The following is a 20,854-nucleotide window of genomic DNA, read 5'->3' as shown; positions in this document are numbered from 1 at the left end:
GCGTCGTGGAGGTCGGATTCTAGCGGGGCGCAGGCGCATCCTTGCGCGGCCACGCTTCCGGCCGCGGCGGCGGCTGCCGGACGCCCTTTCGCGCACGCATGATCAATGCCGCCTGCCGCGCCCAGAGGTCGAGATGCGATTGCACCCAGGCGCGGTCGTCCATCAGATGCGCCTGGGTGGCGAGGCCGACCAGGAAGAAGCTCAGCTGCAGGAACATCGCGTGGATATCGGCCTTGGTGGCGCTTGTTTCCCTGATGGGCTCGAAGTAGTGCTCCACCGCCGGCGCGTAGACGCCCTGCACGCGTTTCAGCCGTTCCTTCAGCGCTTCGGCGAGATCGGGATCGCGCAGCGAGGCGATCAGCAGCTCGCTGTAGGCATTGAACAGCGGCGTCGAGAAGACCTGGTCCCAGGCGGCATCGACCAGCCGCGCCAGCCGGTCGCCTTCGTCCTGGATCGACAGCAGCATCTCGCCGAGCTGCCGGTAGGTGCGGCGCAGCAGGTCTTCGGCGGCGTCGAGCATCAGCGCCTGCTTGTTCGGATAGTGATGGACCTGGGCACCGCGCGACACGCCGGCGCGGCGGACGATCGAGCTGAGCGTGGAACCGGCGTAGCCGTTCTCGGCAAGGCTTTGCAGGGTGGCTTCGAGCAGGCGCTTGCGCATCTGGTCGCTGCGTTCGGCCTGGGTGCGGCGCGGGCGGGCTGGGGCGGTCATCGAGTCATCGTTTACGGATACCGTCCAGACTGTATGTAAAATCACGGCGGGCGAACAGCCCGGCCCCTCCGCTCTCCATCCGACCGAATCCGATGACCCAGAATCCGCTGCTGCACGGCATCCGCGTGCTCGATCTGTCCCGCCTGCTGCCCGGGCCGTTCTGCACGCTGTATCTGGCGCAAATGGGCGCCGAGGTGATCAAGATCGAAGACCCCAAGGGCGGCGACGGCGCGCGCGGCATGTCGGCCGACCTGTTCTCGCTGGTCAACCGCGGCAAGAAGTCGGTGACCATGGATCTGAAGCTCGCCGAGGACGTGGCGCTGTTCAAGAAGCTGGTAGCCGATTCCGACGTGGTCATCGAATCGTTCCGGCCCGGCGTGATGGATCGCCTCGGTGTCGGCTACGAGGTGCTGAAGGCGATCAACCCGAAGCTCGTCTACGCGGCGCTGACCGGCTACGGCCAGACCGGCCCGTATCGTGATCGCCCGGGCCACGACATGAACTACCGGGGCTATTCGGGCGAGCTCGACATGACCCCCGGTTTCGAAGGCACGCCCGCCGTCGGCAACCTGCAGGTCGCGGATCTGGCTGGCGGCGCGCTGACCTGCGCGATCGGCATCCTGGCCGCGATCATCGGCGCCCGGGCCAGCGGCGTCGGCAGCTTCGTCGACGTCGGCATGATGGACGGCACGCTGGCACTGCAGGTGCTGTCGCTGAACAGCCTGCGCACCTTTGGCAAATCGGCGCCGAGGGGCCGCGACATGCTCAGCGGCGCGCTGCCGAACTACGGCGTCTACGAATGCGCGGACGGCAAGTTCCTGGCCGTCGGCTCGCTGGAAATGAAGTTCTTCCACGAAACCCTGCGGCTGGCCGGCCGCGAGGACCTCAAGAAGCTGCCGCCGGTGCCGGGCAAGCAGGGCGACGTGCTGAGGGCCGAGCTGGTGGCACTGTTCAAGAGCCGCAGCCGTGACGAGTGGGAAGCGCTGATGGCCAACGAGGACACCTGCGTCTCGGCGATCCTGACGCCGGAGGAAGTGCTGAACAACGAGCAGGTGATCGCGCGCGGCATGATCGTCGACGACAGCGGCAAGCCGGCCTTCAATCTGCCGATCTTCTTCGACAACGCCACCGCCGTGAACGGCCGGGCGCCGAAGCTGGGCGCCGACAACGACGCCGTGCTGGGGCCGCTGCGGGGCTGATGCGTGGCGCCTGTGATCCCGGCGAAAGCCGGGATCCAGTGGCCAGCCTGTGCTCCCTCGGCAGACCGCTCATTGACTGGCTATCGAGGGATTCTGGATTCCGGCTTGCGCCGGAATGAAGTCGGGATATCGGGGCCGTTCAGCTCTTCGGCACGATCTTCAACCGCCGCTGCTTCGGCTGCAGCGCTTCGGCTTCCAGGCGTTTCACGCAGCGGTTCAGGGTCTGCGAAATCATCGACTGGTTGCGGATCATCGCGATCCGCTTCCAGGTTGCGCGCTCGCCTTCGAGGATGAAGCGGGTCACCGCCTCCAGCTTCGGATTGGCGGTGACGTGGGCGTATCGCCAGACCGTCACCTTCGGCAGGATCGTGATGTGGCCGCGATAGTCCTGGTCGAGGATCGACGAGGCATTGTCGAGCTGCTGGCGTACGCCGGGCAGCGGCAGGCCGAAACGGCCAAGACCGAGCACCGACTGCGCGCTGCCGCGGATGGCGCCGAACGCGGCGTCGCGCACCGCGCCGGTGAAGCCGCCGTCGCGGTGCATGTCGCGCAGGAACGGGATCACGTGCGGGTTGGTCTGGCTGACGATGAAGTGGTTGACGTTGTGCAGCCGGCGCAGCCGGATGCCGGGCAGGTCGGATTTCAGCGAGCCATCGGTCCAGCGCAGGGAGGGCATGTACGGCACCCGCTCGCCGTGCTCGTCCTTGGTCATCAGCTGTACCGGCGGGAACAGCAGCGGCACGGCGCTGGAGGCCAGTACCGCTTCGCGCAGGTACAGGTACGGCGTGGTCAGGTAATTCAGCAGGCGCGGCTGCTGGTTGCTGCCGGCCGGCGACACCGTGATGTTGACGATGCGGCCGGAGCGGGCGTGGCTTTCCTCGAACGTCAGGTCATGGGTGTTGCGGGCGATGCCGAGCGCAATCTGCTTCTGGTCCATCAGCGCGCCGCTGCGCAGCATGTCGCCGAAGCCGAGCGGCGTCCAGAAGTGGTAGTAGGAGTTGTCGGGATCGAGCAGCGATTCCAGCTCGTCCGGCCCGCGCGTGCCGACCACCGAGGCGACGATCGAACCGGCGCTGGAGCCGGAAATGACATCCGGCAGCAGGTCTTCGCGGACCAGCGCCTTGACCACGCCGACGTGGAACAGCCCAAGCGTCGCACCGCCTGACAGCATCAGCGCCGAACGCCCGAACGAGGCGGTCGTTTCGCGGAAGAAGCGCAGCTTTTCATCGGCCGGCAACTCGGGGAACTGGCCGTCGGCGATGAACTGCAGCGCCGCGACAACTTCCGCCAGATAGGTTTCGATCAGCCGCTTGGTGCCGATGTAGGCGTGGCTGTACAGCGCCGCGTTGGCGCTGTTGCCGAGATTCCAGTGCAGGCCCTGGCGCAGGTGGCGCATCAGCTTCACGACTTGCCGGGTGTCGCGGTACTGGCGGATCTGGGTCAGGCGGCTGCGGATCAGCTGCCAGTCGTAGTCCGGCGATTCGTCTTCATGCTTCCAGTCGTTGAAACCGCTGGCGTCATCGAAGGCCAATGCCGCTTCGCGCCATGTCGGGTAGTCGCGGGCATGGCGCATGGCCAGCCGGCAGTCGCGGATTCGCTTGTTGGTGTTCATCGGCAGGGATCAATACAGGTCAACGATCGTCGCTCAAGCATGCATCGTCGACAACCCGGTCACGGCCGCTCAAAAGACGGGTGGTAACATCCGGCCGCCCGGAATGGGCGGGGCTGCCCTCATCTCTTCACTGCAAGGAAACGCGTGTCTTGAATATCACCATCTTCGGCTCCGGCTATGTCGGCCTGGTCACTGCGGCCTGCTTTGCCGATGTCGGCAATGACGTGCTGTGCGTGGATGTCGACCAGGCCAAGATCGACGGCCTGAAGAACGGTGTCATCCCGATCTACGAGCCGGGCCTGACCGAGCTGGTGCTGAAGAACGCCGCCGAAGGCCGCCTGCGCTTCACCACCGATGCCGCCGAAGGCGTCGCCCACGGCCTGTATCAGTTCATCGCGGTCGGCACGCCGCCGAACGAAGATGGCTCGGCCGACCTGAAGTACGTGCTGAAGGTGGCCGACACCATCGCCACCCACATGAGCGAGTACCGGGTGGTGATCTCGAAATCGACGGTACCGGTCGGCACTGCCGACAAGGTCCGGGCGACGATGAAGGCAACCCTGGCGGCCCGCGCCACGTCGCTCGATTACGACGTGGTGTCCAACCCCGAGTTCCTGAAGGAAGGCGATGCCATCGGCGATTTCAACAAGCCGGACCGCATCATCGTCGGCGCCGACAACCCGCGTGCCGCGAAAGCCATGCAGGCTCTGTACGCGCCGTTCAACCGCAATCACGACCGCGTGATCGTGATGGACGTGAAGTCCAGCGAACTGACCAAGTACGCGGCCAACGCGATGCTGGCAACCAAGATCAGCTTCATGAACGAGCTGGCGAACCTGGCCGAGAACATCGGTGCCGACATCGAGAAGGTGCGCATCGGCATCGGCGCCGACCCGCGCATCGGCTTCCACTTCATCTACCCGGGGGCCGGCTACGGTGGCTCGTGTTTCCCGAAGGATGTCAAGGCGCTGGTCAAGAGCGCGGCCGACGCGCAGTTCGACGCCAAGATTCTGAAGGCCGTGGAAGCGGTCAACAACCGCCAGAAGACCACCTTGCACAACAAGCTGGTCAAGCATCTCGGCGCGCTCGGCGGCAAGACCATCGCCGTCTGGGGGTTGGCCTTCAAGCCGAAGACCGACGACATGCGCGAAGCGCCGAGCCGGGTACTGATGGAAGCGATCTGGGCCGAAGGTGGACGGGTGCAGGCCTACGATCCGGTGGCGATGCACGAAACCGCGAAGATCTACGGCGACCGCGCCGACCTGAAGCTGGTCGGCTCGGCGCTGGAAGCGGTTACCGGCGCCGATGCGCTGGTGATCTGCACCGAATGGCGCGCGTTCCAGAGCCCGAACCTCGCGCGGCTGAAGTCGCTGCTCAAGCAGCCGATCATCATCGACGGCCGCAACATGTACGACCCGGCCTGGGTCCGCGGCGAAGGCTTCGTCTACGACTGCGTCGGGCGTCCTGCCGTCGGCTGAGCTGCGCAGCGACTGTCACAATCGCCGGCGGTACTTGCTGCACCGGCCTCGGCCCGCTCGCTGTTCGAGCGGGCTTTTTTGCGTCGGTTCGAAGTTATGAATCCTTTGTCGATTCAGCCGCTTGCCGCGAAAACTTCGTGTCTGGCGGCGATCGTGGCCGGCCGATCAGGCGTCGGTTTCCGGCGGCGCTAGCACAACAATGTGACAGTAATATTTCAGTTTGTTGACTCGTCGATGAAGGCCGACTACATCTTCGCCATCGGGCCCCGGAATGCGGCGCTTCGGCGGTTGCCCCGATGATCTGGCGAGGAGCGGCAAACATGAAAAACAACACGTGGCTGGCCGCAAGTGCGGCGCTGTCGATGCTGGTGCTGGCACGGCCGGCGCTGGCTGATGAATCGGCCTACCGGATGCTAAAGCCGGTCTCGGTGACCGGCAGCCCGGTGGCCCCGGTCAGCTATCGCGCACTGCCGCTGGATCGCAGCTGGGCGCAGCTGTCGAGCAGCGAGGTCGAGCTGGTGCGCAACCAGTACGACGATCTGCGCGCCCACGAGGAGCCGCCATTTCCGGCCGGCGGGCTGGGCCCGCTGGCGAGCGAGCTGTCGACGCTGCAGCGCCAGCAGAACCTGCGCGGCGAACTGCAAGCGATGGTCGAGGTCGATGCCCGCGGCCGGGTCACCAAGGTGTCCTGGCAGATGATGCCGGCGCAGGGCTCGGTGGCCGGGCTGGACGCGATTCTGGCGCGCACGGTGTTCGAGCCGGCCCGCTGCGCGCATACCGCCTGCGCGATGGCGTTCCCGCTGCACGTCGAGTTCGGCGACACGCTGCTGGCCTTCAACTGACGACGGCCGCTGAAAAAAAGCCGCCGCGACGATCGAACGTCGCGGCGGCTTTTTTGATGCCGGCGATTCAGGCGCGGCTGTAGACGCGCCCCTGCGGCAGGTTGGGCCGATAACCGCTGCGGCCGTAGGTCGCCGGCGGTTCCGGCGACAGCGCCACCAGCGCGGTCTTGACCTGCTGCTCGCGCACTTCCAGCAGCACGCCGTTGCGGCGATTGCCGTCGGCCAGTTGGCCGGCCAGCCCGATCAGCACGCGCCAGGCGTCGATCAGTGCTGCGCCATCAGGATGGCGGGCCAGCCAGGCCTCGAACTCCGGCCCGGAGCGGCGCGGTCCGGACAGGATCTGCAGGCGATCGCCCAGCCGCTGCAGCGTCTGCGCTGCGGCGGCCTTTGCTTCGCAGGCTGCTTCCAGCGCCTCGATCGAGCGGCCGGTCAGCGCGGCATGTTCGTCATCCAGCACGGTGATCAGCTCACGGGCGCAGCGGATCTGCGCGTCGAGCACTTCTGCAATCGTCAGGCTGGATTCGTTCATGGCGTGACCTCGGACGGATTTACGCGGGGTTGAGATCCCACTCCATGCGCGCGAACTTGGCGGCGATCGATGCGGGATTGGGGATGTAGCTGCCGCTGGCCAGCGCCGACTTCAGGCGCTCGACGCGGCTTGCATCGATCTTCGGCACGGCGGCCAGCGCCTGGTCGATCTGCTGACGGCTGACGGCATCGCCGGTCAGCTGCACGCGGTCGCCGGCGCCGGTGGCGGCCACCGGCTGGCTGCTGCTGGTGCCGGACACGCCGGCCGACGATTTCGCCGGCGCGGTCGGGCGAAGAGGATTGCTGCCGGGAAGGTCGATCTTGATGCTCATGGCGGACTCCGAACGCGCACGCGGCGCTGCTTGGAACCGCTATCGACGCCCGACTGCGGAACTTTAACGATGGCGCGTCGGCGCTCATGGCAAAAACTTACTGGTCCTAGATGCCGACATCGACGGTGCCGCCGTCGCGGACGACGCCCTGGACGACGCGCCGCGACGACGGGTTTTCGACTGCGATCCGTTCGCCGCTGCCGCCATCGGCCAGCGCCTTGCCCTGTGCCCGCACTTCCAGCCCGCCGCTGCGGCCGACCAGGGTGACCAGATCGCCCCGGCGGATCAGGCGGACCACCGCAAGCGCGTCGGGGGTCAGCGCTGCGCCGGGGGCGACCGGCCGACGCAGGCTGCGGCCGACGGCTTCGTCGACCGACGACAGATAACCGGCAGACAAGGTGGCGACGTCGCGCTTCTCGATGCGCAGCAGCTCGGCCGCGATCGGCTGTCCCGGCGCGACACTGCCGGCCAGCACGACGACCGGCCGCAGGTCCGCCACTTTCACCGGCACGAACACCGCCCACAGCTGCGTGCCCTGATCGCGGCAGCTGACCAGGATGCTCCAGGCGCCGCGCGCCGCCGGATTGGCGGATGAGGCTTCCAGCGGGCCGCTGCAGGCCGGCAGCCGCAAGCGATTGTCAAGGGCCTCGGCGCTGACCGTGGCGCTCGGCAGCACTTGCGCGGCGACGTGGCGCTCGGCCGCTTCGCGAATCCGGCTGATGGCCTCGATGCCAGTTTCCGCGGCGGCGGCGACGAAGTTCAGCGCCAGCCCGAGCCCGGCGGCCAGCAGGGCGATGAAGAAAGCCTTCGATGATGCGCGGCGGTTCATGGTCGGGAGCACGGTGGATTCGGATATCGCCACCGGCGCTACAAGCCGCGTGCCACGCCGATTCGCGCCGTTTTTGCGGCGCCGACAGCCACAGCCCCGGCGGGAACCGAAGTTGCAGCGGCGCTGGCCGAACACCTGCCCCTTCTCCACTGGACCCCGACATGGCCTCCGGATTGCTCGAAAGCATCGATCGCAGCACCCAGCTCGCCGGACACAACCGCCTTGCGCTGCTGCTGTTCCGTCTCGACGAGCGCCAGATCTTTGGCATCAACGTGTTCAAGGTGCAGGAGGTGATCCCCAAGCCGGCGCTGAGCTGGCTGCCGTCCTCGCATCCGCTGGTGAAGGGCGTGGCCGACATCCGCGGCCGGATGATTCCGGTCATCGACCTCAGCCGGGCCATCGGCCAGCCGAGCGACGAGCAGGCCGCGCACGTGATCGTCACCGAATACAACCGCTCGGTGCAGGGCTTCCTGGTGCGGGCCGTGGAGCGGATCATCCACGTCAACGTCGAGCACGTGCGGCCGCCGCCGGATGGGGCCGGCGAGGGCGGCTACATGACCGCGATCACCCAGTACAACAACGAACTGGTCGAGATCATCGACGTCGAGAAGGTGCTCAGCGATGTCGTGGGCGTGCAGGCGGCGCTGTCGGAGTCGATCCGCGAAGAAGCGGCCGGCATCGGCGCGTCGCGGCGCAGGGTGCTGGTGGTCGACGATTCCCGCGTTGCCCGCAACCAGATCGAGAAGACGCTGAACCAGCTCGGCATCGAATGCACGATGGTCAACGATGGCCGCGAGGCGCTGCGCTATCTGCAGGCGCTGGCGGCCAAGGACGAGCCGATCACCGACTCGCTCCTGATGATGATTTCCGACGTCGAGATGCCAGACATGGACGGCTACCGGCTGACGACGGAAATCCGCCGCGATCCGAAGATGAAGAACCTCTACGTGATGCTGCACACCAGCCTGTCCGGTGTGTTCAACAGCGCGATGGCCGAACGGGTCGGCGCGGACCGCTTCATCGCCAAGTTCAGCGCCGACGAACTGGCCACCAGCGTGCTCGACCATCTGAAGGCCGTGGTGTTGGAATCTGCCTGAAGCCGAGCCGGCGGCGTCACTTTTCCGTCGCCGATCGCCGCTGGCACAGGGCTTGTAACGAGGCTTCCGAACGCAAACGCGGGAGGACAGCATGGCCCAAACGGACCCCATCTTCGGCATCCACGCCGATGCCATGAACGTGCAGCGGCGGCGCATGGAAGTGCTGTCGGCCAATATCGCCAATGCCGATACGCCCGGCTTCAAGGCGCGCGACATCGATTTCGCCACCGCGCTGTCCAGCGCGTCCCGGAACCTGCCGGCTGGCAGTGCGCCGCGCGTGCTGACCACCGATCCGCGCCACATCCCGCTGACGCTCGACAACCTGCCGGATGCCGGCGGCAACGCGGCGCTGGCCTACCGCGTGGCCACCCAGCCGAGCGTCGACGGCAACACCGTCGACGTGCAGGTGGAGCAGGCCAAGTTCGCCGACGCCGCGCTGCACTACCAGGCCTCGTTGCAGTTCGCCGATGGCCGCATTCGCGGCCTGATGACCGCGATCACCGGTCAGTAGTCCTTCTTCGGGGAGCCACGCCATGTCCAGCTTCAGGATCTTCGATATCGCCGGCTCCGCGCTCAGTGCGCAATCGCTGCGCCTGAATACCGTCGCCTCCAACCTGGCCAATGCCGATGCCATCAGCGGCAGCGCCGATGGCGCCTACAAGGCGCGCCTGCCGATGTTCAAGGCCGCGATGGAGGCCGGCGGCGAGGGCACGCCCGGCGTGCAGGTGCTCGGCGTGGTCGAAAGCCAGGCGCCGGCGGAGAAGCGCTACGAGCCCGGCCATCCACTGGCCGATGGCGACGGCTACGTCTACGCGCCGAACGTCAACGTCGTCGAGGAGATGGTCAACATGATTTCCGCCTCGCGCTCCTACCAGTCGAGCGTCGAAGTGATGAACACCGCCAAGGAACTGGCCAGCCGCACCCTGTCGCTCGGCCGCTGAACGCCCCCGAATTCCACGAGAACGCCATGACCACCGCCGTTGGCAGCAATCCCTATTCCGATCTCGGCCTGAGCCTGAAGACCGCCGACAAGAAGGCTGAGTCGCTCGGCCAGGCCGACTTCCTCAAGCTGATGACCACGCAGCTGCAGAACCAGGACCCGCTGAAGCCGCTGGAGTCCAACGAGTTCCTCGGCCAGATCGCCCAGTTCTCGACGGTGTCCGGCATCCAGGGCCTGCAGGATTCTTTCACCTCGCTGTCGTCGTCGCTGACCTCGAGCCAGTCGCTGCAGGCTTCCGGGCTGGTCGGCCACGGCGTGCTGTATCCGTCGAAGACCGGCTATCTCGATGGCGAAGCCGGCCTGAGCGGCGGCGTCGATGTCCCCAGCGGCGGGCAGGTGGCGGTGGAGATCGTCGATGCCAGCGGCGCCGTCGTGCGCCGGCTCGACTACGGCGCCCAGCCGGCCGGAACCAGCTACTTCAACTGGGATGGCAAGGATGCCGGCGGCAACACCCTGCCTTCGGGCAGCTACGGCATCCGCGCGACGATCACCCGCAACGGCGCCAGCGAATCGGCCACCACGCTGGCCGCCGGGCTGGTGCAGAGCGTGTCGCTCGGCAGCAACGGCCTGAGCCTGAACCTGGCCGGCCTCGGCGCGGTGCCGTTCGGCAACGTCCGCCAGATCATCTGAACCCCGTTTTCCTGTCCGGAGCCACGCCATGAATTTCTACAGCCCGCGGCCGAGCCTCACGCCGCCGCACCGCATTCCCGGCCTGTTCGACATCCCGCAGGTCGGCCGCCGCCGGCGCCGCGCCGAGCTGTCGGAGCTGGTCGAATCGCTGACCGCGCCGCTGCGCGCCGCCGCCCACGCTGTTCCCGCCGCCTCGACCGGAGTCCGCTGACATGTCCTTCAACATTGCCCTGACCGGCCTGAATGCCGCGTCCGCCGATCTCGCGGTGACCTCGAACAACATCGCCAACGCCAACACCGTCGGCTTCAAGGAATCGCGTTCGCAGTTCGCCGATTTCTTCCTGTCCAATGCCTACGGCGTGACCGATACCGCCGTCGGCGGCGGCGTGCGCGTCGCCAAGGTCGCGCAGCAGTTCACCCAGGGCGCGATCAGCGTCACCAATAATTCGCTGGACCTGGCGGTCAGCGGCACCGGCTGGTTCACGCTGGCCAAGGACGGCGCGGTCAGCTACACGCGCTCCGGCCAGTTCGGCACCGACCGCAACGGCTTCATCGTCAACGGCTCCGGCGCGCGGCTTCAGGCATATCCGCCGGTCGCCGGCGGCACCGCCTTCGATACCGCCAGCCTGTCCGATATCCAGCTGTCGACCTCGGACAATCCGCCGAACGCGACCACGCTGCTCAACACCGGCGTCAACCTGCCGGCGGAGGCCACGGCCCCGGCCACCACGCCGTTCTCGGCCAGCGATCCGACCAGCTACAACAACACCACGTCGGTGACCATCTACGACTCGCTGGGCACGGGCCACCCGGCCAACCTGTACTTCGTGAAGTCCGGCACCACCGCCAACGAGTGGACCGTGCACACGCGGATCGACGGCACCGATGTCGGCACCGGCACGACGGTGACCTTCAACGCCGATGGCTCGCTGAGCACGCCGACCGATGGCCGCATCACGCTGCCGGCCTACGCGACTGCGACCGGCTCCAGCCCGGTGACGATGACGGTCGACCTGAGCAACAGCACGCAGTACGGCAACAGTTTCTCGGTCAACAGCCTGACCCAGGATGGCTATGCCACCGGCCGCCTCAGCGGCATCGAGGTCACCCAGGAAGGCATCGTCCAGGCGCGCTTCACCAACGGCCAGGCCACCCGGCTCGGCAAGCTGGCGATGGCCAACTTCGCCAATCCGCAGGGACTGCAGCAGCTCGGCGACACCTCCTGGGGCGAGACCTACAGCTCGGGTCCGGTGATTCGCGGCTCGGCCAACACCTCGAACTTCGGACTGATCCAGAGCGGCGCGCTGGAGGGTTCGAACGTCGACATCACCAAGCAGCTGGTCAACATGATCGTCGCGCAGCGCAGCTTCCAGGCCAATGCGCAGATGATCTCGACGACCGACCAGATCACCCAGACGATCATCAACATCCGTTGATGCGCGCCTGATCGACCGAGGAAAACGCCATGGATCGCGCGCTCTATGTCGGCATGTCCGGCGCCATTGCCACGCTGCGGGCGCAGACGGCCAACAGCCACAACCTGGCCAATGCCGGCACCGTCGGCTTCCGCGCCGAGCTGGCGGCGGCGCAGGCGATCAATGTCGACGGCCCGGGCTTCCAGTCGCGGGTCAACGCCCAGCTTGGCGACAACAGCTGGGACGCGCAGCAGGGCAACCTGATGCAGACCGGCGGCCAGCTGGACATCGCGCTGAAGGGCGACCACTGGCTGGCCGTGCAGACGCCGGACGGCTCGGAGGCCTACACCCGTGCCGGTGACCTGCGGCTCGATGCCAACGGCCAGCTGCGCACTGCGGGCGGACTGGCCGTGCTGGGCGATGCCGGCCCGCTGGCGATTCCGGCATCGACCGCGGTCACCATCGGCAACGACGGCACCCTCAGCGCCGTGCCGAACGGGCAGAGCGCCGCCGCGCCGGTGACGATCGGCCGGCTCAAGGTGGTCAGCGGCAGCCAGGCGCAGCTCGATCGCGGCGTCGACGGCCTGATGCGCGCCAAGCCCGGCGTAACGCTGGACCCGGCCGCCGGCGACGTGCTGGCCAGCGGCGTGCTGGAAGGCGCCAACGTCAATCTGGCCGGTGCGATGGTCAACATGATCAACCTCGCCCGGCAGTTCGAGCTGCAGTCGAAGGTGATGCGCGCTGCCGAGGACAATGCCCAGGCCGCCACCGGCCTGCTCAAGCTGGGTTGAGGCGCCGCCGCCCGCTCAGAAGTGCAGCTGCACGCCGGCCTCGACATTGAGCTTGGCGCCGGCATCCGGGAACGGCTGCTGGTCCTGCCAGCGCACCGACAGGTCGAACAGCAGCCGGTTCCACGGCAGGCGGATGCCGCCTTCGACCTGGTTGACCTGCACCGGCTGGGCGCTGACGACGTTGCGGCGGAAGCTGCCGGTGGCCTGGATCGCCGCCAGTTCCTGGGTGCTGATCTGGGCATTGTGGTAGCCCAGCCGGTACTGGCGACCGGCACTGTCGGTGAGTGCGCCGGTCAGCGAAAACAGCACCGAATCGCTGTCCAGCGAAAAGCCCAGCGTGCGGCCGCGATAGCGGAAGCCGTCGACATACTCATCGTTGTTGTAGGCGAAGCCGGGCAGCCGCTTGCCGAAGGTGAACCAGTCCAGCGTCGCGCGGCTGTCGGTGTACTCGGCCGTCAGTTCCCACAGTGCGCCGTTGCTGCCCCAGGGTGCGGCCGCGTGCAGGCCGCCCAGATAGCTCGTGTAGGAATGGGTGAACGGGCCGGTGTCGTCGTTGAGGAACTGCACGTACGGCGACACGGCCAGGTTCTGGAAGCGGCGGACGTACTTGAACTCGATGGTCGCCTGATCGTTGGAGTTGTTGCGGTCGGAATCAGTGTTGTTGATTGCGAACGCGGCTTCCAGCGGATTGCAGTTGTTGCCGCCGCCGCAGAACTGCACGAAACGGGTGATCGCGACTTCCAGCCCGGTCACCGGCATGAAGCTGAAGCGCAGCGAGCCGACGCCGGTGTTGGATTCCACGCGGGCGTCTTCTTCGAGGATGCCGACATAGAAATCGAGCTGCCAGGTTCCGAGCCAGCTCAGCCATTTCGTCTCGAAGGCGCCGGGACTGTTGCGGGTGATGCCGATCTTCGGAAACGGCCGCGCATTGTTCGACAGGATCAGGCTGCTGCTGTGGCCGGGGCCGTACCACTTGTCGATCGTGCCGCCGTACAGCTGCCAGTTGCCGAGCAGTGCGCTGGCGTAGCTGCCGTCGAGCGCGAAGCGGTAGCCGTCGCCGTCGAGTCCGGTCAGCGCGCCGACCCGCAGCTGGGCGGCGAAGCGGTCGCTGTCGTAGTTCAGGCCGGCCCGGAGATCGACCTCGTCGCGCGCGGCGGCGCCGAAATCGCGGATCAGGTTCGGCTCGGTCGCCAGCCGCAGTTCCGCCGCCGGCCGCAGCCCGGTCGGGCCGTCGAGACGGGCCAGCACCCGGGCGGCGGCGAGGCGTACATGTTCCGGCTGGTCGCTGAGATTGGCGCGATCGCGCAGCGCCGCGAAGTAGCCGACCGGGATCGGCCAGGTGGTGATCGGGCCGTCGACCAATTGATGCGCGGCCAGCAGCTCGATGTCGCTGCGCAGGCCGCGATCACCGACTTCCGCCCAGGGTGCGGCGACCGCAAATGTCGCCGGCAGGCTGGCGGCAATCATCAGCAGGGCGGCAAGCGTCCGGTGGCGGAACGATCGGTGAACAGCCTCAAGCAGCGGATGCATTGTCATGGCGGGTTCGAAGGACAAAGGTGAGTCATGCAAGGGTAGCGGACGCAAGTGAACGTTCACGGCGTCACCAGCAGGCCGGCCGCGACATCGTCGCGACGGCTGCGGCCGCACAGTTGCTCGATCAGGTCCAGCGCGAACGCGATCGCCGTGCCGGGCCCCTGGCTGGTGGTGAACGGGCCGTCGCGGACCACGGCTGCATCGACGGGGATCGGCAGCTCGGCGCGGAACGACGGGTAGCCGGTCGCCCGGCGGCCTTCGAGCAGGCCGTTGGCGGCCAGCACCCGCGCCGGTGCGGCGCAGATCGCGGCGATCGGCAAGCCGGCATCGCGGCGGGCGGTAAGCATCGCCACCAGCGGTGGATGCCGGCCCAGCGCGTCGGCCCCGGCCGCGCCGCCGGGCAGCACCAGCATCGACCACGGCGCAGCCGGCAGTTCGGCCAGCCGCGCATCGGCCATGAAGCGGATGCCGCGAGTGCCGTCGATCAGCATCGTGGCTTCGATCGAGGCCATCGTCACCGCCAGCTCGGCGCGCCGCAGCAGGTTGACGACAGTGATCGTCTCCAGACTTTCCGAGCCGTGGGCAACTGGCACCAGCACCGGGGCTTGCGAGGACATGGGAACTTCCGAATGAGGACAGCGCAGAGCCTAGCGGCAAGCATCGGGCCAGGGTGCGGCTGGCGCCGCGAAAGGCGACTTCGGTCACAGCGCCGCCGTGGCGACGCCGTTCGACACGATCGCCGACGACCGGTCTGCAGCGGCGGCGGCTGCCGGGCGAACGGCGCGTCGGGTGGCTATCGCGCTAGGCGTGTTGATCGGTAAGACTACGCGCCGACGACGCTGCCCGGCGGGCCTGCTACGACGGATGCCCGGCGGCCATCGGTGAGGACCGAGGCCCGCAGCGTCGATCATTCAACGAACAAGAACTGAAGGAGCGAGGCATGTCATCGGTAGGTCTGATGATCGTGGGCGACGAGTTGCTGTCCGGGAAGCGACCGGACAAGCATCTTCCGAAAGTCATCGAGCTGCTCAACGTCCGCGGCATGAGTCTGGAATGGGCCCATTTCGCTGGCGACGACGAAGGCCAGATCGCCGAGGTGATCCGCAGCGCCCAGCATCGTGGCCATGTGCTGCTGTCGTGCGGTGGCATCGGCGGCACGCCCGACGACCGCACCCGGCAGGCGGCGGCCCGCGCCTTCGATGTGCCGATCGCCCGTCATCCCGAAGCGCTGGCGATCATCGAAAAGCAGTACGGCGACAAGGCCTGGCCGAATCGCGTGCTGATGGCGGATTTCCCGCTCGGCGCCGGCCTGATCCCGAATCCGGTCAACAACATCGCCGGCTTCTACGTCGGCAACTGCTACTTCGTGCCCGGTTTTCCGGAAATGGCCTGGCCGATGCTGGAATGGGTGCTCGATGTCCGACTGGGCGGCCTGCACAACGCCGAGCCGCCGGTGGAATTCACGTTCCGCGCCTACGGCTCGGGCGGCGAGGGCGACCTGATCGACCTGATGGAAGCCACGCTCAACGCCTATCCGCCGATCAAGCTGGCCAGCCTGCCGTTTCGCGGCAACGCCGAGCGTGAACGGCACATCGAGTTCGGCATCAAGGGCCCGCGCGCCGAGGCCGAAGCCGCCACCCGCTGGTTCCGCGAACGCCTGCTGGCGCGTGGCGACATTCGCATCGAGGATCTGAGCCGCCCGTGAACGATTCCCGGGTGGCGGCCGCGCTGGCGCGTCCGGCGGTGCCGCGCGACCTGTGCACCGACTGCGGCATCTCGCGGACCGCCGACGCCAGTCGCTGTGGCCGCGCCTGCCAGTTCATCAAGCCGGATTACCCGCGCCTCGAAGCCCAGGTACATGGCCGCAGCCGTGATCCGGCGCGGCCGGACGAAACCTTCTTCGGGCCGTTCGAGCAGATGCACCGCGCTGCGCTGCGCGCCCCCCGTCCCGACGCCCAGTGGACCGGCATCACGACGCGGATCGCCGAACGGCTGCTGGAAGCCGGCGCCGTCGATGCCGTGCTGACGATGACCGCCGATCCGAACGACCGCTGGCGGCCGGTGCCGGTGCTGGTCACGAAAGCCGCCGATCTGGCCGCCTGCCGTGGCATGCGCATGGGCTATGCGCCGCTGCTGGCGCTGCTGGAACCGGCGCGTGCGGCTGGCCATCGGCGTCTGGCGGTGATCGGTATTCCCTGTCAGGTCTATGCGCTGCGTGCGTTGGAAGCCGAACTCGGCTTCGACAAGCTGTACGTGATCGGCACGCCGTGTTCGGACAACACCACCACCGAGAGCTTCCACACCTTTCTGGACCTGCTGTCGGACCGGCCGGACACCATCCGCTATCTGGAATTCCGCGCCGACTATCACGTCGAACTGCGCTTCGACGACGGCCGTCAGCAGACCATTCCGTTCCTGCAGCTGCCGATCTCGAAGCTGCCGCGCGATTTCTTCCCGCTGACCTGCCGGACCTGCGTGGACTACACCAACGTGCTGGCCGACATCACGGTCGGCTACATGGGCGGCGAGGGCGAGCAGTGGTTGCTGGTGCGCAACGCGCGCGGCGCAGAGCTGCTGGCGCTGCTGGGCGACGAAGTACGGCTGTCGGCACCGGGTAGCCACGGCAAGCGGGCCGGACCGGTGAAGGGCTTTCTGGCCAATACCGAACGTGCCGCCGGTGGCCTGCCGCTGCGCCGGATGCCGGCGTGGCTGAAGCCATTGGTAGGCTGGCTGATGCCGAGGGTCGGCCCGCGCGGCCTCGAATTCGCGCGCGCCCGGGTCGAGATGAAGGCGGTGGAAACGGTCATTCATCTACGTCGCGAACAGCCGCGACGGATGAAATCGATGATCCCGAAGCACGTCTGGGCGATGGTTGCCGCGTATGGACTGAAGCCGGCGGAAGGCGAAGCCGGCAAGCCTCGGGAACCGGCAGAGCCGAACGCAGGCTGATCGCGTATGCTTGCGAACCATTCTCATTAACGTGCCAGGTCGTGGAACAACGCCTTCGGGATTTGCCGCTGCGGATCGATGCCGTCGTCGAACGTGTCGAGGACGCCAGCGCGCCTGATCCGATCGCCGAACGGCTGCGCGATCTCGGCTTCGTGGCCGGCGAACCGGTGCGGCTGGTGGCGCGCGGGCCGTTGGGCGGCGATCCGCTGGTCGTGCAGATCGGCTACACGCGGTTTGCGCTGCGCCGTGCCGAGGCCGCGCGCGTGTTCGTGAGGCAGGCCGCATGAGCGCGCTGGCCTCGCAGGTGGCGCTGGTCGGCAATCCGAACTGCGGCAAGACCGCGCTGTTCAACCGGCTGACCGGCAGCCGCCAGAAGGTGGCGAACTACGCCGGCGTCACCGTCGAGCGCAAGGCCGGCGTCATTCGCACGCCGTCCGGCCGGCAGGTCCAGCTGCTCGACCTGCCGGGCGCCTATTCTCTGGCTGCGACCAGCCCGGACGAGGCGATCACCCGCGACGTCTGCCTCGGCCGCATGGCCGGCGAAGCGCGGCCTGATCTGCTGGTCTGCGTGGCCGATGCCACCAACCTGCGCCTGCATCTGCGCTTCGTGCTCGAAGTGCGCGCGCTCGGGCTGCCGATGATCCTGGCGCTGAACATGTGCGATGCCGCCGAAAAGCGCGGCATTGTCGTCGACCGGGTCCGGCTGGAAGCCGAGCTTGGGGTGCCGGTCATCGAAACGATCGCCGTTCGGGCCGATGGTGCTGCCGCACTGATGGCACGCATCGACAGCGAGTTGCCGCCGCTCGCGCCCAGCGGCGCGCCGGCCGACCTGCACGCCGAGGTTCGTCGGCTGCTGGCGGTGGCCGTGCAGGTGCCGCGCCCGACCGGCGAGATCGACGACGCCATCGACCGCTGGGCCCTGCATCCGGTGTTCGGTCTGGCCCTGCTGGCCGTGGTGATGTTCCTGATCTTCCAGGCTGTCTTCTCGTGGTCCGCGCCGTTGCAGGACGGCATCGACGCCGGCGTCAGCGCGCTGGCCGACCAGCTCAAGGCCATGCTGCCGGACAACACGCTGCGCAGCCTGCTGGTCGACGGCATGCTGGTCGGCACCGGCAGCGTCGTGGTGTTCCTGCCGCAGATCCTGCTGCTGTTCCTGTTCATCCTGGTGCTCGAGGAATCCGGCTATCTGCCGCGTGCGGCTTTCCTGCTCGATCGCCTGATGGTCGGCGCCGGGCTGACCGGCCGCTCGTTCATTCCACTGCTGTCGAGCTTCGCCTGCGCGGTGCCGGGCATCATGGCCGCGCGGACCATCCAGGACCCGCGCGACCGGCTGGCGACCATCCTCGTCGCCCCGTTGATGACCTGCTCGGCGCGGCTGCCGGTCTACGCGCTGCTGATCGGCGCGTTCATCCCGAAGGCGACAGTCGCCGGCCTGTTCAACCTGCAGGGCCTGGTGCTGTTCGGGCTGTATGTCGCCGGCATCGTCTCGGCCCTGGTCGTGGCCTATGCGATGAAGCTGATCCGCCGCGACAGCACCGAGCACGCGCTGCTGCTGGAACTGCCGTCGTATCGCGTGCCGCACGTCACCGACGTGCTGATCGGTCTCTGGGAGCGCGCCAGCGTGTTCCTCAAGCGGGTCGGCGGCATCATCCTGACCCTGACTGTGCTGCTGTGGTTCCTGTCGACGTTCCCCGCTGCGCCGGCTGATTTCGCCGGCCCGGCGATCGACTACAGCTATGCCGGCCGCATCGGCCGCGCGATGGAAGCCGTGTTCGCGCCGATCGGCTTCAACTGGCAGATCTGCATCGCGCTGATTCCCGGACTGGCGGCGCGCGAAGTGGCGGTGAGTTCGCTGGCTACGGTCTACGCCGTCGCCGCCACCGGCGACGAAGCCGCCGGCCAGCTGTTGCCGCTGATCGCGGCTCAATGGTCGCTGGCTACTGCGCTCAGCCTGATCGTCTGGTACGTGTTCGCCCCGCAGTGCGTGTCGACGCTCGCCGTGATCCGCCGCGAAACGCGTTCCTGGAAGATCGTCGGCATCGCCACCGTCTACCTGTTCGCGCTGGCCTACGGCGCCTCGTTCCTGACGTTCCGGATCGCCAGCGCATGGACCTGAGCGCCACCGGCATGACGGCCGAATCGCTGGCGGTCGGCCTGATCGTGCTGGCATTCGCGCTGCGTGCGCTGTTCCAGCTGTTCCCCGGGTTCAGCCGTCGCGGCCTCACCCGACTGCGCGCCATCTTCGGACTCGCGCCGCCACCGGCCGCCACAACCGATTGCAACAGCGGCTGCGGCAGCTGCAAAAACTGCGGCAGCAGCGCACCGACCCGCCGCACGGCAGACGAAGTCCCGATCAGCTTCCAGCCGAAAGCGCCGAAGCGCTGACCCGAAGCGCTGACAACGGCCGGCTGCGTCGTCCAAACAAAAGCCCCGTCCGGAAATGCTCCGGACGGGGCTTTTTTATCAGGTGGTGGCTAGAGGCGGGATCGAACCGCCGACCTCAGCATTATGAGTGCCGCGCTCTAACCATCTGAGCTACCTAGCCACGCGAGGCGCGGATTGTAGGGGGTTCGTCGGAGCGCGACAACGCATTTCGACAGCTTTTCGCGCTTTTTTGCGTGGCGATCGCGAATTTTCCCGGAAGACCTATTTCGAGGCGGTCGGCATCACATCCTTCAGCGTGCGCCAGCCGCCGTCGACCGACACCACCTGCGTGTAGCCCATCTTCTGCAGGTTGTCGGCGGCCAGCGCCGAGCGGAAGCCGCCGCCGCAGTACAAGTAAAGCGGCGTGGCCTTGTCCGGATACAGCGCTTCGATGTCGCGTTCGATCACACCCTTGCCGATCCACTGCGCGCCGGCGACGTGGCCGGCGGCGTATTCGCTTTCTTCACGGACATCGACCAGCTTCGCGTCGGGATGGGCGGCGAGCGTGGCGGCCAGATCGCGGGCGTGGACTTCGCGGATGCGGGTCTTGGCGTCGTCGACCAGGGCGAGGAAGGCGGGTGGGTGCTGGGCGGCCATGAGCGGGTTTCGGACATTTCGGCGAGGGGCGGGTTAGATTACCGCTGCAGTGCGAGGCGGCCAATGAAGCCGCTGGAAATGACCATCAAAGTGCGAGCCTGAATGATCGACCGACCCGCAATCTTCATTACCGGTGCCGCTGCGGGCATTGGCCGCGCCACCGCCGAGCTGTATGCGGCGAAAGGCTGGTTCGTGGGCCTGTACGACCTGGCCGGCAGCGCCTGCGAGGGCCTTCGGCAGAAGTTTGGGCCAGAGTTCGCGATCGCCGAAAGCCTCGATGTCACCGATGCCGCCGCGCTGGAAGCCGCGCTGACCCGCTTCTGGGCCAAGACCGGCCGGCTCGACGTGATGTTCAACAACGCCGGCATCCTGCACACGGGTGACTTCGCCGAGATGTCGCTGGCCCGTCACCACGCGCTGGTCGACGTCAATCTCAAGGGCGTGATCAACGGCGCGCACGCGGCTTTCCCGTACCTGAAGCAGACGCGGCGCAGCGCGCTGATCAACATGGCCTCGGCCTCGGCGATCAACGGCACGCCAGCGTTCGCGACTTACGGCGCGACCAAGTTCGCGGTCAAGGGACTGACCGAGGCGCTGAGCATCGAATGGGCACAGCACGGCATCCGGGTGATGGACCTGCTGCCCCTGTTCGTCGCCACGCCGATGGTGCACAACGTGGCAGCGCCGCCGGCCAGCGTCGGCCGGCTCGGCATCAACCTGAAGGCCGACGACATCGCGGCGATGGTCTGGTCGGCGTCGCAATGGCGGCTGTGGCCGCGCACCCACTGGTATCCGGGCCTGCAGACGAAGTTGCTGGCCTGGTCGAACAAGTTGCTGCCGGCGATGGTCAATCGGTTCTCGACCAAGCTGGTCACCGGCTACTAGC

At 67.4% G+C, this 20,854-nt stretch carries 24 protein-coding genes and 1 tRNA gene; 16 read left to right on the top strand and 9 right to left on the bottom strand.

The features are described from left to right. Positions 1–19: 19 nt before the first annotated feature. A complete protein-coding gene (locus ACTIGJ_RS12615) occupies positions 20–712 on the bottom strand; it encodes a TetR/AcrR family transcriptional regulator (protein WP_439640672.1) in 693 nt (230 codons plus the stop codon). Between the two features lie 92 nt (positions 713–804). Here ACTIGJ_RS12615 and ACTIGJ_RS12610 point away from each other — a divergent pair, with 92 nt between their 5' ends. Then, positions 805–1,911 (top strand): CaiB/BaiF CoA transferase family protein, encoded by a 1,107-nt coding sequence (locus ACTIGJ_RS12610; protein WP_439640671.1) that lies wholly within the window; start codon positions 805–807, stop codon positions 1,909–1,911. Positions 1,912–2,050: 139 nt separating this feature from the next. On the opposite strand, the gene ACTIGJ_RS12605 is transcribed toward ACTIGJ_RS12610, so the two are convergent. Beyond that, positions 2,051–3,523 carry a DUF3336 domain-containing protein gene (locus tag ACTIGJ_RS12605; RefSeq protein WP_439640670.1) on the bottom strand — a complete coding sequence of 491 codons (1,473 nt, stop codon included), beginning with the start codon at positions 3,521–3,523 and terminating at the stop codon, positions 2,051–2,053. Between the two features lie 149 nt (positions 3,524–3,672). On the opposite strand from ACTIGJ_RS12605, the gene ACTIGJ_RS12600 reads away from it, so the two are divergent. Together ACTIGJ_RS12600 and ACTIGJ_RS12595 are read left to right on the top strand one after the other, a co-directional pair. Then, positions 3,673–5,001: a UDP-glucose dehydrogenase family protein gene (locus ACTIGJ_RS12600; protein WP_439640669.1), complete on the top strand. Its 1,329-nt coding sequence runs from the start codon at positions 3,673–3,675 to the stop codon at positions 4,999–5,001. A gap of 320 nt (positions 5,002–5,321) precedes the next feature. Continuing rightward, a complete protein-coding gene (locus ACTIGJ_RS12595) occupies positions 5,322–5,843 on the top strand; it encodes a hypothetical protein (protein WP_439640668.1) in 522 nt (173 codons plus the stop codon). Between the two features lie 67 nt (positions 5,844–5,910). On the opposite strand, the gene flgN is transcribed toward ACTIGJ_RS12595, so the two are convergent. The 3 genes from flgN to flgA all read right to left on the bottom strand — a co-directional run bounded on the left by flgN (position 5,911) and on the right by flgA (position 7,532). Further along, positions 5,911–6,372, bottom strand: a complete 462-nt coding sequence (gene flgN, locus ACTIGJ_RS12590) for a flagellar export chaperone FlgN (RefSeq protein ID WP_439640667.1) — start codon at positions 6,370–6,372, stop codon at positions 5,911–5,913. A 19-nt stretch (positions 6,373–6,391) separates the two neighbouring features. Then, positions 6,392–6,703 carry a flagellar biosynthesis anti-sigma factor FlgM gene (flgM, locus tag ACTIGJ_RS12585; RefSeq protein ID WP_439640666.1) on the bottom strand — a complete coding sequence of 104 codons (312 nt, stop codon included), beginning with the start codon at positions 6,701–6,703 and terminating at the stop codon, positions 6,392–6,394. A gap of 106 nt (positions 6,704–6,809) precedes the next feature. Continuing rightward, positions 6,810–7,532, bottom strand: coding sequence for a flagellar basal body P-ring formation chaperone FlgA (flgA, locus tag ACTIGJ_RS12580; RefSeq protein ID WP_439640665.1), 723 nt, complete (start codon positions 7,530–7,532; stop codon positions 6,810–6,812). A gap of 161 nt (positions 7,533–7,693) precedes the next feature. On the opposite strand from flgA, the gene ACTIGJ_RS12575 reads away from it, so the two are divergent. The 7 genes from ACTIGJ_RS12575 (at position 7,694) to ACTIGJ_RS12545 (ending at position 12,465) form a co-directional block, all read left to right on the top strand. Further along, entirely contained in the window at positions 7,694–8,629 is a 936-nt protein-coding gene (locus ACTIGJ_RS12575; protein WP_439640664.1) for a chemotaxis protein CheV, read from the top strand. Positions 8,630–8,720: 91 nt separating this feature from the next. Beyond that, positions 8,721–9,140: a flagellar basal body rod protein FlgB gene (gene flgB / locus ACTIGJ_RS12570; protein WP_439640663.1), complete on the top strand. Its 420-nt coding sequence runs from the start codon at positions 8,721–8,723 to the stop codon at positions 9,138–9,140. A 22-nt stretch (positions 9,141–9,162) separates the two neighbouring features. After that, positions 9,163–9,570 (top strand): flagellar basal body rod protein FlgC, encoded by a 408-nt coding sequence (gene flgC / locus ACTIGJ_RS12565; protein WP_439640662.1) that lies wholly within the window; start codon positions 9,163–9,165, stop codon positions 9,568–9,570. 26 nt (positions 9,571–9,596) lie between these two features. After that, positions 9,597–10,259, top strand: a complete 663-nt coding sequence (locus ACTIGJ_RS12560; RefSeq protein ID WP_439640661.1) for a flagellar hook assembly protein FlgD — start codon at positions 9,597–9,599, stop codon at positions 10,257–10,259. A gap of 28 nt (positions 10,260–10,287) precedes the next feature. Further along, positions 10,288–10,470 carry a hypothetical protein gene (locus tag ACTIGJ_RS12555; protein ID WP_439640660.1) on the top strand — a complete coding sequence of 61 codons (183 nt, stop codon included), beginning with the start codon at positions 10,288–10,290 and terminating at the stop codon, positions 10,468–10,470. Position 10,471: 1 nt separating this feature from the next. After that, the gene (flgE, locus tag ACTIGJ_RS12550; protein WP_439640659.1) at positions 10,472–11,695 is read left to right on the top strand and encodes a flagellar hook protein FlgE; all 1,224 of its coding nucleotides are present in this window, start codon (positions 10,472–10,474) and stop codon (positions 11,693–11,695) included. Between the two features lie 29 nt (positions 11,696–11,724). Continuing rightward, positions 11,725–12,465: a flagellar basal body rod protein FlgF gene (locus ACTIGJ_RS12545; protein ID WP_439640658.1), complete on the top strand. Its 741-nt coding sequence runs from the start codon at positions 11,725–11,727 to the stop codon at positions 12,463–12,465. 15 nt (positions 12,466–12,480) lie between these two features. On the opposite strand, the gene ACTIGJ_RS12540 is transcribed toward ACTIGJ_RS12545, so the two are convergent. Together ACTIGJ_RS12540 and ACTIGJ_RS12535 are read right to left on the bottom strand one after the other, a co-directional pair. After that, entirely contained in the window at positions 12,481–14,001 is a 1,521-nt protein-coding gene (locus ACTIGJ_RS12540) for a capsule assembly Wzi family protein (protein WP_439640657.1), read from the bottom strand. A 56-nt stretch (positions 14,002–14,057) separates the two neighbouring features. After that, positions 14,058–14,615 carry a DJ-1 family glyoxalase III gene (locus ACTIGJ_RS12535; RefSeq protein ID WP_439640656.1) on the bottom strand — a complete coding sequence of 186 codons (558 nt, stop codon included), beginning with the start codon at positions 14,613–14,615 and terminating at the stop codon, positions 14,058–14,060. Positions 14,616–14,938: 323 nt separating this feature from the next. Here ACTIGJ_RS12535 and ACTIGJ_RS12530 point away from each other — a divergent pair, with 323 nt between their 5' ends. The 5 genes from ACTIGJ_RS12530 to ACTIGJ_RS12510 are packed head-to-tail and all read left to right on the top strand — an operon-like array spanning position 14,939 to position 19,332. Then, positions 14,939–15,703 carry a competence/damage-inducible protein A gene (locus ACTIGJ_RS12530; protein WP_439640655.1) on the top strand — a complete coding sequence of 255 codons (765 nt, stop codon included), beginning with the start codon at positions 14,939–14,941 and terminating at the stop codon, positions 15,701–15,703. Beyond that, complete coding sequence (locus tag ACTIGJ_RS12525; protein WP_439640654.1) at positions 15,700–16,947, top strand: Coenzyme F420 hydrogenase/dehydrogenase, beta subunit C-terminal domain; 1,248 nt, start codon at positions 15,700–15,702, stop codon at positions 16,945–16,947. The genes ACTIGJ_RS12530 and ACTIGJ_RS12525 overlap by 4 nt, the downstream gene beginning before the upstream one ends. A 41-nt stretch (positions 16,948–16,988) precedes the next feature. After that, positions 16,989–17,234: a FeoA family protein gene (locus ACTIGJ_RS12520; RefSeq protein WP_439640653.1), complete on the top strand. Its 246-nt coding sequence runs from the start codon at positions 16,989–16,991 to the stop codon at positions 17,232–17,234. Continuing rightward, complete coding sequence (feoB, locus tag ACTIGJ_RS12515) at positions 17,231–19,063, top strand: ferrous iron transport protein B (protein ID WP_439640652.1); 1,833 nt, start codon at positions 17,231–17,233, stop codon at positions 19,061–19,063. The genes ACTIGJ_RS12520 and feoB overlap by 4 nt, the downstream gene beginning before the upstream one ends. Then, positions 19,054–19,332: a hypothetical protein gene (locus ACTIGJ_RS12510; protein WP_439640651.1), complete on the top strand. Its 279-nt coding sequence runs from the start codon at positions 19,054–19,056 to the stop codon at positions 19,330–19,332. The genes feoB and ACTIGJ_RS12510 overlap by 10 nt, the downstream gene beginning before the upstream one ends. Before the next feature lie 83 nt (positions 19,333–19,415). Here the strand turns inward: ACTIGJ_RS12510 and ACTIGJ_RS12505 are convergent. Continuing rightward, positions 19,416–19,492 (bottom strand) — tRNA-Met (locus tag ACTIGJ_RS12505). Positions 19,493–19,593: 101 nt separating this feature from the next. Beyond that, the gene (locus tag ACTIGJ_RS12500) at positions 19,594–19,968 is read right to left on the bottom strand and encodes a rhodanese-like domain-containing protein (RefSeq protein ID WP_439640650.1); all 375 of its coding nucleotides are present in this window, start codon (positions 19,966–19,968) and stop codon (positions 19,594–19,596) included. Between the two features lie 102 nt (positions 19,969–20,070). Here ACTIGJ_RS12500 and ACTIGJ_RS12495 point away from each other — a divergent pair, with 102 nt between their 5' ends. Continuing rightward, the gene (locus tag ACTIGJ_RS12495; RefSeq protein WP_439640649.1) at positions 20,071–20,853 is read left to right on the top strand and encodes an SDR family oxidoreductase; all 783 of its coding nucleotides are present in this window, start codon (positions 20,071–20,073) and stop codon (positions 20,851–20,853) included. Position 20,854 lies beyond the last annotated feature (1 nt).

This window comes from Nevskia sp., from assembly GCF_051860985.1.
Classification (GTDB): Bacteria; Pseudomonadota; Gammaproteobacteria; order Nevskiales; family Nevskiaceae; genus Nevskia.
This window is presented reverse-complemented; position numbering and strand designations above follow the sequence as displayed.